The sequence below is a fragment of the Actinobaculum sp. 313 genome, from assembly GCF_003073475.1.
GTDB lineage: Bacteria > Actinomycetota > Actinomycetes > Actinomycetales > Actinomycetaceae > Asp313.
Window position 1 is genome coordinate 1,745,146 of the sequence record NZ_CP029033.1, and the last position, 13,671, is coordinate 1,758,816.

The following is a 13,671-nucleotide window of genomic DNA, read 5'->3' on the forward strand; positions in this document are numbered from 1 at the left end:
CAGGGCGACCACTGCAAAACCCTCCGAACTCAGTCCTGCGGCCCCACAATCACGGTGGAGCGGGAGGAAGCGGCAAGCTCGCGCGCAAGCTCGGTGATCTGCGCGGTGGTTACCTCTTCGGATCGGCGCAGTTGTTCATCTTGGGATACCAGCGTGCCACGTATCAGCTCCGCATGGCCGAGCCGGTTCATATGCGAGGAGATCCGCTCACTGTCGAAGACAATATCGGCACGCACGCGGCGGAAGGCGGATTCCGTTTCCTCCGTGGTCACCCCGTGCGCGGCCATGTCATCCAGACACTCCCCCAGTATCTCAGCCACGACGCCCGCATTCTCTGGAGCGCAACCGGCATACAGGGCGAACATACCTCCCTCCGGGTAGGAGGCGGGGAAGGAATAAGTGGAGTACGCCAGGCCACGTTCTTCCCGAATCCGCTGGAACAGGCGCGAGGAAGTCCCGCCGCCAAGAATCGCATTGAGCGCATATAGGGCGGGGCGCCGCGAATCGAACAGGTCAATCGTCGGCATGGCACATACCACGGCGGCCTGCTCAACGTGGCGTTGTATGGCCTGCCGGGTAGGTTCCGGGTAGCTGATTCGGCCCGCATGGCGCCGTGCAGCGGGCAGGACTCCGTCAACAAGGACCCAGCCGCCCGCCCGCACGGAATTGACAACCATTTCGCATACGGCAGTGTGGTCGACAGCGCCGGCGGCGGTGACCACGAGTTCCTCCGGCAGATAATTCTCCTGGTAGTGGCCCGTCAGTTTGCCATGCTGCAGCGCGCTTACCGATGCACGCGTACCTCCCACCGGGCGTCCAAGCGGGTGCTCACCAAACACCATACGTGCGATGGCCTCGTGGGCGACCTCGGAGGCGTCATCGTTGTACATCGCGAGTTCTTCCAGGATGACGCCGCGTTCCATCTCCATATCGGCAGCATCGAGGCGAGCTGCCGTGACCATGTCAGAGAGGAGATCCATGGCGGCGGGAAGGTCCTCTTCCAAGACATGCCCGTAATAGCAGGTGTATTGCTTCGCCGTGGCGGCGTTGAAGCCTCCTCCTAGATAATCCGTGCGGGCAGCGATGTCCTTGGCACTGCGACGGCGGGTACCTTTGAACAGGAGATGCTCAAGGAAATGGGTGGAGCCCTCCGCCCCAGGACCCTCATCACGTGAACCTGCTCCAACCCACAAGCCAATGCTGGTCGAATGCTGATGAGGGATGCTCTTCGTCAGCACCCGCACTCCTCCGGGCAGAACACTGCGCCGCACCGGCATGCCGTCGTCCACAAGCACAAGATCGGACGTCGAGTCGAGTGGCAGGTCGACCTCTGTGAAATCGGAATTCGTCACCAGGCAAGCGTAGACGATAGTACTGCCCGTGTGGCAATTCCGCGTGGCCTGAAACCGCCCCGCCAGGTGTGCGCCTGTCTCACCACCCAACTGGCGAGACGGTATCACAGCACATGGTCAGGCATTCGTCGGTGATGTTTCGTGCCGGAACGCCAAGTCCGAAACACCGAGGGCCCGCGCCATGCCTGGCCGCGGGCCCTCTCATCTAGCTCAGATCCGAGCTATCACTCTTCCGAGTCGTCGTAGTTGGAAGCGCGCTCATGCGTGCGACGCCGTTGCCGAGAGCCACGGCGCGAGCCGCGCTCACGACGAGGCCGACGAACGTGCTCGTCCTCTTCCACCTCTTCCGTGGCCTTATTCTCCTCGCCTTCGACGACGGCGTTCAATGAGACCTTCCCTCGTGGATCCAGTTCGGCGATTTCCACTTCGACCTTGTCGCCCACGTTGAGCACGTCCTCGACATTCTCCACACGCTTGCCGCCTACAAGACGACGAATCTGGGAGATATGCAGCAGGCCGTCACGCCCCGGCATGAGTGAAACAAACGCACCGAATGTGGTCGTCTTCACCACCGTTCCAATGAGGCGCTCGCCAACTTCCGGCATCTGCGGATTCGCGATGCTGTTAATCGTTGCCCGCGCGGCCTCCGCCGAGGGGCCGTCACTCGCACCGATGAAGACGGTACCGTCGTCCTCGATGGTGATCTCCGCTCCGGTGTCCTCCTGAATCTGATTAATCATCTTGCCCTTCGGGCCGATGACCTCACCAATCTTGTCCACTGGGATCTTGACCGAGATAATGCGCGGAGCCGTTGCTGCCATCTCGTCCGGGCCATCGATTGCCTCATTCATGAGATCGAGAATGGCGAAGCGCGCCTCGCGAGCCTGGCCGAGCGCTGCATCCAGCACCGCGGCGGGAATACCCTCGAGCTTGGTATCAAGCTGCAGCGCGGTCACATAATCGCGCGTACCGGCAACCTTGAAGTCCATATCCCCCAGCGCGTCTTCCGCACCGAGAATATCGGTCAGGGTGCAGTACCTCGTCTCGCCGTCTACCGTCGCGGAAACCAGCCCCATGGCAATGCCCGCAACCGGAGCCTTAAGAGGCACGCCCGCGTTCAACAGCGACAGCGTCGAAGCACAGACCGAGCCCATCGAGGACGAGCCGTTGGACCCCATGGTTTCCGAAACCTGGCGGATGGCGTACGGGAACTCTTCCCGACCCGGCAGCTGCGACTCGAGCGCCATTTCCGCCAAATGCCCATGCCCGATCTCACGCCGCTTAGGCGATCCGACCCGTCCGGTTTCGCCGGTGCTGTACGGCGGGAAGTTGTAGTGGTGAATATACCGCTTACGGGTAATCGGCGAGAGGTTATCCAACTGCTGCTCCATCTTGAGCATATTCAGCGTGGTAACGCCGAGAATCTGCGTTTCACCGCGCTGGAACAGGGCCGACCCGTGCACGCGCGGCAGCACGCCCGCTTCCGCCGAGATTGTGCGGATCTCCACCGGCGTACGACCATCCATGCGCACGCCTTCGGTCAACACGTGCAAGCGCATGGTCTTCTTGAACGCCGTGTTCACGGCCGCCGCAATCATGTCTTCCTGCTCCGGGAAGCGCTCGGCCAGTTCCTCCACCACGGCGTCGGTCAGATCGTTGAGTGCGGTATCCCGCTCGGCCTTCGCCACGATCCCCAAAATGGGCTGGAAACGATCACCGATCTGTTCGGTGACAGCCTCGAACTGTTCATCCGTATGGTCCGGGAAGAACTGGTAGTCACCGGTTGGCTTGCCACACTCGTCGATCAGCTTCTGCTGTGCCTCGCATAGCGTACGGATGACGGGCTTGGCAGCCTCCAGCCCCGCGGCCACAACCTCTTCGGTCGGTTTCGTTCCACCGGCCTTGATAACATCATCCGCACCGTCGGGGGCTTGTGCTTCGACCATCATGATGGCGACGTCGTCGTCGGTAACCCGTCCGGCGATCGCCATGGAGAAGGTGGCGCGCTCCAATTCGCTCCACCGCGGGAACGCAACCCACTGGCCATCGATAAGTGCCATACGCGTGCCGCCGATCGGGCCGGAGAACGGAAGGCCCGCGAGTGAGGTTGACATGGATGCAGCGTTAATTGCGACGACGTCGTACGCTTCATCGGGGTGGATTGTCAGAACTTCGGCGACGACCTGCACCTCGTTGCGCATGCCCTTCTTAAAGGCCGGGCGCAGCGGACGATCAATGAGCCGCGCGGCGAGGATGGCCTCGGTTCCGGGTCGACCTTCCCGGCGGAAGAAGGAACCCGGGATACGACCGGCGGCATAGGCACGCTCTTCAACGTCAACCGTCAACGGGAAGAAATCGAAATGCTCCTTCGGTGCCTTGGATGCCGTCGTCGCAGCGAATACCGTTGTATCGCCATCGAGATAAGCGAGAGCGGAACCGTTGGCCTGGCGGGCAAGACGGCCCGTTTCGAAGCGGATCGTACGCGAGCCGAACGAGCCATTGTCGATAACCGCTTCGGCGAAATGAATATCAGGACCTTCCACAAGGACCTCCTCTATCGATTTCCCCCTGCGCGGTCATCAGTGACAACTCACGGATAGCATCCGGAAGTCGCCACCGAGGACCGGGCCGGAGGGTCTCCTATTGTGAGGCTGACGCCTCACGTCTTCGGGCGCCGTATGCCATTGCATGGCCAACGTCATACGGCAATATGTTGTTCTCCACTCAGATCGCGCCTTTCTGCCGAAACGACGCGCTGCAAGCGCAATGCTCCGCCAACAGTGAACGCTATGCGAAGTGGAAACGACGGACGGCCCGGCTGAGAGCCGAGCCGTCATAAGTCACCGGCGCAAGCCGAGACGAGCGATCAGAGAACGGTAGCGTTCGATGTCCTCGTCAGCCAAGTAAGCAAGAAGGCGACGGCGCTGACCGATCAGAAGCATAAGACCGCGGCGTGAGTGGTGATCATGCGGATGCGAGCGGAAATGCTCAGTCAGATCCTTGATCCGGGCCGAGAGCAGTGCCACCTGGACCTCAGGCGAACCCGTATCGCCCTCGTGGGTAGCATACTCGGCAATAATCTTCTGCTTTTCCTCAGGCTTGAGAGCCATGATTCTCCTTTGTCCGTTGCACGGAGCGCCGGGGCATGTTCTCCCGGGCATGACACACCGTGGCCGATCGACGGCCCGTCAAGCTTAGCACGGGAACTCCCTTTTCCCTTTTCCACTGCCTGTGACCTTGCTGACCCGTTCAGCGGAAGGGCGCGCCCAATGCACTTGGAAAGCGACGGTATGACAGCCCTGGACTATTGCGCGGTGACCGCCGCCGGATCCACCCGACCCGCCGTCGGCACACCCAACACCTCAGCGGTGCCCCGCAGGTCCTCATCCATCTGTACCAGCAGCTCCTCCACGGAGTCGAAGGACAGCATGGGGCGCAGTCGCTCGATGAAATCGATGGCTACCGGCTCGTCGTACAGATTCAGGTCGGCACGTCCCAGCACATGCGCCTCCACGGTCCGCTGCTGGCCGTCAAACTGCGGGTTGGTACCTACCGATATAGCCGCCGGGAGGTACTCCGCCGCGTGGGTGCCGGGCACCGCACGTACCAGCCACCCGGCGTACACCCCGTCGGCCGGCACTTCACCTAAGTCATTGCCCTGCAGATTCGCCGTTGGGAATCCCAGTTCACGGCCCCGGCGGAAGCCGTGTACCACGGTTCCGCGAAGCCTGTGCGGGCGGCCAAGTACTCGGCTCGCGCCCGCAACGTCACCGCAGGCGAGTAGTTCCCGCACCCACGACGACGACCAACGGCGGCCGTGCTCCTCCGTCAGATCATTGAGAAGCACGACATCGAAATTGAGCTCTTCACCCAGGCGGCGCAAAAGTGCCCCATCGCCGGAATTATCCCGGCCGAAACGCACATCTTCACCCACAACGATCACTGCGGCATGCAGCTCGCCCAGCAACTGCTTCACAACGAACTCGCGCGGTGTGGCCGCCGCGTACTCAAGCGTGTAGTGCTGCACATACGCGATGTCGATCCCTGCGGCGGCCAGCCGGTCAAGCCGATCATCCAGGGTCGTGACCAAATGTACCGCCTGTTCCGGGTTGTGGACGGTGACCGGGTGCGGATCAAAGGTCAAAGCCAACGAACGCATCCCACGCTTTTTCGCCTGGCGTACGGTTTCTCCCAGAACCGCGCGGTGTCCGCGATGCACACCGTCAAACACACCTATTGTGACAACTGTTGAACCAAGATCTGCCGGAACATCCTCCGGACAACGCCATATTTCCACTAGGTCACTCACCGACGGGCCCGCAGTCCAAGATTCGGACGACCTTCAGAAAGGTCAGAGAAGCCGGCGGTACGGGCCTGCCGTGCCTTGGGTGTGTCCATGCGGTTATGCGAGTGCCCGCCGCAAGCTCCGCCACAGCCGCAGCCGAAGGCCTGAGTGCTTGTGGAGGCCGAGTCACCCGGCACGGCCTCCTGGCTCGGCGCTTGATCAGCCGAACACGCTTCCGAATCCATCAAACCGCTGCACTCCCGTATCGCTTCCAACTCGCCTGCCACGGACGAGAGATCATTCGCTGAAGTCACGAGGACAACCATACCGCGCAGAGTCGACCGCGCGCGTCAGCGGAGGATACACGACGCGCCGTACGCATGGAGATTACGAGTCGACCGCGCGTTAACGGAAGATAATCATCCGCCGGGATGGTGGTGAATCACGGCTGAAGCAGCAAATCGGGCTTCAACATATCGCCCCGGCGCGATACCAGTGCCACGACATGGCCCTGGCAGAAGGCGGCGGCGGGTGCACCCATAGGAACATTCTCGCGCCATTGCCCGGAAATGAATTGTCCATGGCGAAGTGCTGCTGCCTCTGCGGCATCAATATCAACAAGGGGGAAAAGATCGCGGCACACCTGGTCGACACTCACCAGGGGCACGTCGCCACCTCCCGCAACGAGCCGCGCCAGAGTCGGGATCTCATAGGCGTCGTCGCTGCGCCACACGCCCAGACGCACACGCCGCAACGCCGTCAAGTGTGCACCGCACCCGAGCCGATTTCCCACGTCCCGTGCCAGCGCCCGCACATATGTTCCGGCACCGCACACGACGTCGACATCAACGTCGACGACATCTACCCCTGCAGCAGTACATCGCCGTGGCTCGGATAGAATCCGGAATAACTCTACATGGACCGTACGCGCCTGCAGTTCGACCCCTTCCCCTGCGCGCACCAGATCATAAGAGCGTCGTCCCGATACTTTTATCGCGCTGACGGCGGAGGGGACCTGGGCGATGTCTCCGCGGAACTCTCCGATCACCTGTGCTATGCGCTGGCACATTTTGTCGGGCTCTTGCAGAAGTTCTGCTGCACCTCGTCGAGCCGTAATCTGCCCGTCGGCGTCGTCGCTGGTTGTTTCTATGCCAAGGCGGATCGTAGCGGTGTATTCCTTATCCGCGCCGGTGACGTATCGCAGAAGCTTGGTCGCACGTCCAATACCGAGGCACAGCACTCCCGTTGCCATGGGGTCCAGCGTTCCCGCGTGGCCCACCTTCCGCGTGCCAACGAGGCGGCGCAGGGCGGCGACAACGTCATGACTGGTGACACCGGCAGGCTTATCAATCACGATAAGACCGCCCGGCGGTGCGGAGTTGGCAGGCCACTGCGGCTGCGGGAGCTCTCCCCAGGGAAGAGCGCGGCGGGGTTTGCCGTCGGTGCCCGCGCGCCCGGTCATTCCGTCGCCGAATCTGCGGCTGTGGGGCCGCCATCGGACTCCGCACGCAGCGCCCCCTCGCCGTCGGTCGAAGCGCTGCCAACGGGGTCATTGACACCGGGACGCGCAACCCCGGTCTCCTCCACCTCCGTGGCGTCTGTTTCCTTCTCGATCTCACGAGGTTTTCGGTACGGCTCCGCATCGCCCGCCCACTGCGCGCCCTCGGCCGACTTGCGAATCTGCTCATCGCGGAACCGTGCCGCAACAAGAGCATCCTCAAAGGATCTCGCCGTCTCGGGGAGCGCATCGGGCACGAACTCGAGGCTCGGTGTCAGGCGCAGCCCAAGTTGGCCGCCTACATGTGAACGGATCAAACCCTTGGCCCGCTCCAGGGCGCGACCGGCTGCTTTGCGTTCGGCATCCGAACCGTAAACGGTGTAGAACACTGTGGCATGCTGCAGGTCACCAGTTACCCGCACATCGGTGATAGTCACCAGATTCAGCCGCGGATCCTTCAACCGCATTGTGACCATCGAGGCGACGATTTCATGGATCCTCTCGGCCACTTTGTATGAACGGGGGTTGGCCATGCGGCCCTCCTTCCTGGTAACGCTCTTCCTGTAGCAATCCGTGGGCGATGATACGAGCACCGCCCACGGCATGTTGAGTCCCGCCGGGCCAGATGAGAGATCGGCTTATCCAAATCGAAACATCATCGAGGCACGAAGCTCCGGCAGGAGGCGGGAGTCATCCCAATGTCAGTCGCGCGCCTTCTCCTGGATCTCGAAGGTCTCGATAATATCGCCCTCGGCAATATCCTTGTAGCCGAGTGTGATACCGCATTCGTAGCCTTCCGTAACCTCGGTGACATCATCCTTCTCGCGCCGCAGAGAGGCGATCTCCAAGTCGGGTGCAACCACGACGCCCTCGCGAACAAGCCGTGCCTTTGCACCGCGGCGGATCAGACCGGAGCGGACAATAGAACCCGCGATATTGCCGAACTTGCCAGACCTGAAGACCTGCCGGATCTCCGCGGTACCGAGCTGGACCTCCTCGTATATCGGCTTGAGCATGCCCTTAAGCGCTGCTTCGACATCCTCGATCGCATTGTAGATAACCGAGTAGAACTTCATCTCGATGCCTTCGCGATCAGCCAACTCCTGCACACGCTCTGCGGGGCGCACATTGAAGCCGATAATAACTGCGTTGTCCACGGTGGCGAGGTTGACATCGTTCTGAGTGATGGCACCGACGCCGCGATGGATGATCTGCAACTGCACCTCGTCGCCAACCTCGATTTCCAACAAGGAGGACTCCAGCGCCTCGACGGAGCCGGAAGCGTCACCCTTAATGATGAGGTTGAGCGTTTGCACCGTGCCCTGCTTGAGAGCGTCGTTCAAGTTCTCGAGAGAGACCCGCTTACGACGGCGTGCCAGTGTTGCGGCACGTTGAGCCGCTTCTCGCTTGTCGGCGATCTGACGCGCCGTCCGGTCGTCGTCGGCCACCAGGAAAGAATCACCGGCGGAAGGAACGGAAGACAGTCCGAGGATCTGTACCGGCCGCGATGGACCGGCATCCTCGACATTCTCACCGTTCTCGTCGAACATGGCGCGCACGCGCCCGTGCGCCGTACCGACCACGAGCGAGTCCCCGATATGCAGCGTTCCGGTCTGGACGAGCGCCGTAACCACGGCACCGCGGCCCTGGTCGAGCTTCGCCTCGATGGCAACACCACGGGCCGTCCGGTCCGGATTGGCCCGCAGGTCGAGTTCCGCATCGGCGGTATACAGCACGGCTTCCAGCAGGTTGTCGATGCCGATCCGTTGCTTGGCGGAAATATCAACGAACATGGTGTCGCCGCCGTACTCGTCGGAAACAACTCCATATTCGGTCAGCTGCGAGCGCACCTTCTGCGGATTCGCACCTTCAACATCAATCTTGTTGACGGCAACGATAATCTGCACTCCCGCAGCCTGGGCGTGGTTAATGGCCTCTACCGTCTGCGGCATGACGCCGTCGTCGGCTGCGACCACCAGGATGGCAATATCGGTGATATCCGCACCGCGGGCACGCATCTGTGTGAATGCCTCGTGGCCGGGCGTATCGATAAAGGTAATCGCCCGATCCTCGCCCTCGTATTCCAGATGGACCTGATAGGCGCCAATATGCTGCGTGATACCGCCCTCTTCAGTGTCGATAACATGCGCATGGCGTATGGCGTCCAGCAGCTTGGTCTTACCGTGATCGACATGGCCCATCACGGTCACAACCGGCGGGCGAGGCCGCAGGTCTTCGTCATCCTCGGCTGCTTCCTCCGCCTCCAGATCAATATCGAAGGATTCGAGGATCTCACGGTCCTCATCCTCCGGCGAAAGAATCTGCACGTCGTAGCCGAGTTCGGCGCCTAGAAGCTTGAAGGTGTCCTCATCGAGCGACTGGTTGACGGTGGCCATCTCCCCCATGCGGAACAGCACGGTGATCAAGGCAGCAGGATCGGCGCTAATACGCTCGGCGAAATCGGCCAAGGAGGCGCCGGCGCGTACACGCACGACGGTCGAGCCGTCACCACGCGGCACTTCGACACCCGCAACCATGGGCGAAGACTGTGCTTCCCACTCTTCCCGCCTGGCGCGGCGCGACTTACGACTACGTGAGGGGCGTCCTCCCTGCCGACCGAATGCACCCGCGGTGGAACCACCACGTGACCGACCGCCGGAACGGGTAAAACCGCCACCGCGATACCCCCCGCCGCCGTGACCTTGCGTACCACCACGGCCCTGTGCACCGCCACGACCGCCGCGTCCGCCACGACCACCGGGCGCATTCTGTGTGCCCATACGATCAGGCATCATGTTCGGATTTGGCCGCGGAGCGCCTCCGGAGCGCTGCCGTGGCGCATGCGGTTTAGCCCCACCGGACCGGCCGCCACCCTGCTGACGCTGTCCACCACCGGGACGCGGCATCCCCTGCGAGGAGGCATACGGATTATTGCCCGGACGCGGCGCACGCGGTTTAGCCCCACCGGACTTACCGCCACCCTGCTGACGCTGTCCACCACCGGGACGCGGCATCCCCTGCGAGGAGGCATACGGATTATTGCCCGGACGCGGCGCACCCTGCCGGTTACCACGCGGCCGCTTGGCCGCCGCCTCACGGCGGGCACGATCCGAGGCCGCCTGTTCGTGTTCTTCCCGCGCACCCCGAGGAGTGGGAACCGGGCGCGGACCGGGTGTCGGCGCTGCTGAAGGTTGCGCGGCAGGGGCAGGCTCGGCCTTTGATGCCTTCGGTCCCGGTTTGGGTGCGGAGGGACGAGCCGACGGCGCAGCGGCAGTCGGCTCCTGCGTTTGCGGAGCATCTGCTTGCGCCGCATCTGCCGACGCCTCGGCCTTAGGCGCAGCGGACGGCTTCGGGGTAGCTTCCGGCGCTGCCTGCGCCGGGGCCTTCGACTCTGCGGCTGCCTCTGTGCCGACAGCCTTCGGCTTCGCAGGCGCCTTGCTCTTCGCCTTCTTCGGAGCAGACTTCTTTTCAACAAGCTCGGGATGAGCTTCTACGTATTCACGTGCCTTACGCACGACGGGAGCCTCAATGGTTGAAGAGGCTGACTTGACGAATTCGCCGTTCTCCTTGAGCACTTCGAGCAGTTTCTTACTCGGCATGCCAAGTTCTTTGGCAAGTTCATGGACGCGGACCTTGGCCACAGTTCTCCTTCTCAGGGTCTGGGCGGTTCGCGCAGACCCTCTATTGCTGGCAGCTCATCGCTGGGTACTCATCGGGTGCCCATCGGCTTCCTACCCGCTTTCTTTTTCTCGGGTCAACACCGGGTCGCCGTTGCGGCTTCCCGGTTCTTGTACGGTATGGGTCCACTGACGCAGTGCGCCTGAATCAAGTTGTCTGACTCGCAGTGCGCGTTCGAGAACTCCCGGACGCACGGCCAACGCACAACAGTTGGCCTCCGCATGTATCCATGCGCCTCGTCCCTGGTATTGCGCCTCCTCGTCCACCACGAGAGTGGAATCGACGCACACCACGCGAACGAGGTTCTTTCGCGAATCTCGGCGGCGGCAGCCCACACACATGCGCGGGTTCGTTGTCACACACACTCCATCCGTCAGCAGAACCTCAAGTATTTTAGCGTGTTACTGTCGGCAGCGCAGTCTCCTGCTCCGCTTCAGCTGAGTGAACCGAGACACGACGACGCAGCTTCCGGCGTCGCCCTCAGCGCGCCTTACCTGCGGTAACTGCTCAACGATCAGTGGCACCGACGGGATACTCAGACTCCTTGCGAATATCGATTGACCATCCGGTTAGTTTCGCTGCGAGCCGGACGTTCTGTGCCTCTTTGCCGATGGCCAGCGATGTCTGCCCGTCAGGAACGATCACACGTGCCTGCCGCTGATCCTTGTTCAACACGTCCACACGCACAACCTTTGCGGGCGAGAGGGCCGCAGCTACGAACTTCGCCGGATCGTCGTCGTAATCAACGATGTCGATTTTCTCACCGTTAAGTTCCGTGGTGACGGCACGCACACGCTGCCCGTTGTGACCGATGCATGCGCCTTTCGCGTTAACTTCTGGCGACGCGGACCACACCGCTATTTTCGAGCGATGCCCCGCTTCGCGAGCCAGCGCGACGATCTCGACTGTTGCATCGGCAATCTCTGGCACCTCCTGCTCGAAGAGGCGACGGACAAAGTCAGGGTGGGTGCGCGAGAGTCGCACCGAGGCACCGCGACTGCCAACAGATACTTCGAGCACCAGAGCGCGGATATGGTCGCCGTGCCGGAAATGCTCGGTAGGAACCTGCTCGTCCGCGCGTAGCAATGCCTCGTGTTCTCCGACCTGTACCAGAAGATCACGCGGATCTCCCTTATGGTTGGCGTTCGCCTGTACCACGCCGGAGATGATCTCGCCCTGCTTGCCCTTGAATGACCCCAGCACGCGGTCGGTTTCGGCGTCGCGCAGACGTTGGGCAATGATCGATTTCGCCGTGGCGGTTGCGATTCTTCCGAAGTCGCCGGGAGTATCGTCGAATTCGCCGATGACATTCCCCTCGTCGTCGACCTCCGGCGCATAGACGGTGACTTTTCCGCTGGAACGGTCCATTTCCACTCGAGCACCGCGCACCGCACCCGGCACACGCTGGTAAGCGTGCAACAGGGCATCCTCGATGGCACCAATGAGCACATCGACGCTGATACCGAGCTCGCTCTCCACAATGCGGAGCTCGTTCATCTGTATGTCCATGCTGTCTTACCCTTCGTCTTTACCAAACTCAACACGTACCCGAGCGGACACGATGTCTCCCCGGCCTATACGCCTTTCGCTATCGTTCGTACGAAGCTTCAAGGTATCACCGCTCAGCTCCATAAGACGAGCGACAAGCTCAGATCCGTCAGCCAAGCGCAGTTCTACTAGTCTGCCCTGCGCTCGTGAGAAATGCCGTAGTTCCGTCAACTCCCTTTGCGCACCGGGTGTTGACACTTCGAGTGTGTACGCGCCAGCAACGAGATCAACATCATCCAAACGTTGGGAAATCGCACGTGATACCTCGGTGAGCGAATCGGAATCAACGCCACCCGGGCCTTCGGGTAGGTCGACGACGACTTTCACGACTTTGCGTTTACCAGCACGGCCAACTTTGACGCCTTCCAGGTACAGGCCTGCCTGCGCGACAATCGCCTCAAGCTCGGTGGTTATACCAGCTACGTCGGCACCCGTACTGGCAGGCGACCCGTCGGCCGGCCGCGCGCTGTTGACCGCTCGGCGTCCGGCTCCATCCTGCCGTCGTTTTGGACGGCTGTTCTTCGAAGATGCCATGCCACCAGCCTACCGTTCAGGTCCGACGCCGTTCCACGAACGCAACACTATGGACACACGTGCGGTTCCAAAGAGAGGTGTTGCGCCGCCAAGTGGGCGAGACACTCGTGGAGGCACTGCGCGCAGAGTCCTGGCGACGACGCTGCGCGCAGGCCGGCGTCATATCGGCTGCGGTCATGTGGGCGAGGCACTCGGCGAGGGTGCGGGCGTAGTCCACTTGACCGTGTCGAGAATGCCGTCAAGTTCGGGTGGAAGGGTGGTTTCCCCGGGCGCCGAGCGCAGTGTAAGTATCCAGACGCCGTCTCGTCTCCCAACGAACCACTCCTCAAGGCGTATCGGTCCATCTTTCGAGGACAGCACATAACTGTACCCGCGGGCAGTATTGCCATCTATAGTACGGGCAGGGAGCACCATGAAGTCGCTGCGGGGTTCGTACCGTACCTTACCGGACAGTGACCGCGAGACTAAGCGGTCCAGGTTGTAAGTGTACTCTCCTTCCGGATCGTACGTGTCCTTCTCATCGAAAACCGTATATTCCCGTACCCAGGACGGATCGAGGTGTTCCGCCCCGAAGGAAGGCCGTGTACACTCTCCCACCTCGGCTGGCGAAATACAGTAGTCATACGGAATTCGTTCAGGCCTCCCTGCATTCCACCCGTTGGGGACATCGGCACTGATGGCATCTTCGAGGTTAAGGTTCGCAACGAATGTTGACGGCGGCGACGGCGGTGCCGTCCCGATGCCGGGTAGTCCACATCCAGTCACGGCAAACAGGA

The 13,671-nt window shown here is 61.8% G+C and carries 12 protein-coding genes; all 12 read right to left on the reverse strand.

What is annotated here, in order from left to right; genetic code table 11:
- Positions 1-29 precede the first annotated feature (29 nt).
- Positions 30-1,352 carry a pitrilysin family protein gene (locus DDD63_RS07575; RefSeq protein ID WP_240611216.1) on the reverse strand — a complete coding sequence of 441 codons (1,323 nt, stop codon included), beginning with the start codon at positions 1,350-1,352 and terminating at the stop codon, positions 30-32.
- Between the two features lie 224 nt (positions 1,353-1,576).
- On the reverse strand, positions 1,577-3,895 hold the full coding sequence (locus DDD63_RS07580) for a polyribonucleotide nucleotidyltransferase (RefSeq protein ID WP_108715859.1): 2,319 nt from the start codon (positions 3,893-3,895) through the stop codon (positions 1,577-1,579).
- A 297-nt stretch (positions 3,896-4,192) separates the two neighbouring features.
- On the reverse strand, positions 4,193-4,462 hold the full coding sequence (gene rpsO, locus DDD63_RS07585) for a 30S ribosomal protein S15 (protein ID WP_108715860.1): 270 nt from the start codon (positions 4,460-4,462) through the stop codon (positions 4,193-4,195).
- 194 nt (positions 4,463-4,656) lie between these two features.
- On the reverse strand, positions 4,657-5,649 hold the full coding sequence (locus DDD63_RS07590; protein WP_108716692.1) for a bifunctional riboflavin kinase/FAD synthetase: 993 nt from the start codon (positions 5,647-5,649) through the stop codon (positions 4,657-4,659).
- 8 nt (positions 5,650-5,657) lie between these two features.
- Positions 5,658-5,951, reverse strand: coding sequence for a hypothetical protein (locus DDD63_RS07595; RefSeq protein WP_125482463.1), 294 nt, complete (start codon positions 5,949-5,951; stop codon positions 5,658-5,660).
- 128 nt (positions 5,952-6,079) lie between these two features.
- Positions 6,080-7,099: a tRNA pseudouridine(55) synthase TruB gene (gene truB, locus DDD63_RS07600; RefSeq protein WP_108715862.1), complete on the reverse strand. Its 1,020-nt coding sequence runs from the start codon at positions 7,097-7,099 to the stop codon at positions 6,080-6,082.
- Positions 7,096-7,668 carry a 30S ribosome-binding factor RbfA gene (gene rbfA / locus DDD63_RS07605; protein ID WP_108715863.1) on the reverse strand — a complete coding sequence of 191 codons (573 nt, stop codon included), beginning with the start codon at positions 7,666-7,668 and terminating at the stop codon, positions 7,096-7,098. Before rbfA ends, truB begins: the two co-directional genes overlap by 4 nt.
- Before the next feature lie 168 nt (positions 7,669-7,836).
- Positions 7,837-10,776, reverse strand: coding sequence for a translation initiation factor IF-2 (gene infB / locus DDD63_RS07610; RefSeq protein WP_108715864.1), 2,940 nt, complete (start codon positions 10,774-10,776; stop codon positions 7,837-7,839).
- A 90-nt stretch (positions 10,777-10,866) separates the two neighbouring features.
- On the reverse strand, positions 10,867-11,172 hold the full coding sequence (locus tag DDD63_RS07620) for a YlxR family protein (protein WP_108715865.1): 306 nt from the start codon (positions 11,170-11,172) through the stop codon (positions 10,867-10,869).
- A gap of 148 nt (positions 11,173-11,320) precedes the next feature.
- Positions 11,321-12,322, reverse strand: a complete 1,002-nt coding sequence (gene nusA, locus DDD63_RS07625; RefSeq protein ID WP_108715866.1) for a transcription termination factor NusA — start codon at positions 12,320-12,322, stop codon at positions 11,321-11,323.
- Positions 12,323-12,328: 6 nt separating this feature from the next.
- Positions 12,329-12,895 carry a ribosome assembly cofactor RimP gene (locus DDD63_RS07630; protein WP_108715867.1) on the reverse strand — a complete coding sequence of 189 codons (567 nt, stop codon included), beginning with the start codon at positions 12,893-12,895 and terminating at the stop codon, positions 12,329-12,331.
- A gap of 174 nt (positions 12,896-13,069) precedes the next feature.
- Positions 13,070-13,660 (reverse strand): hypothetical protein, encoded by a 591-nt coding sequence (locus DDD63_RS07635; protein ID WP_125482464.1) that lies wholly within the window; start codon positions 13,658-13,660, stop codon positions 13,070-13,072.
- Between the last annotated feature and the right edge of the window lie 11 nt (positions 13,661-13,671).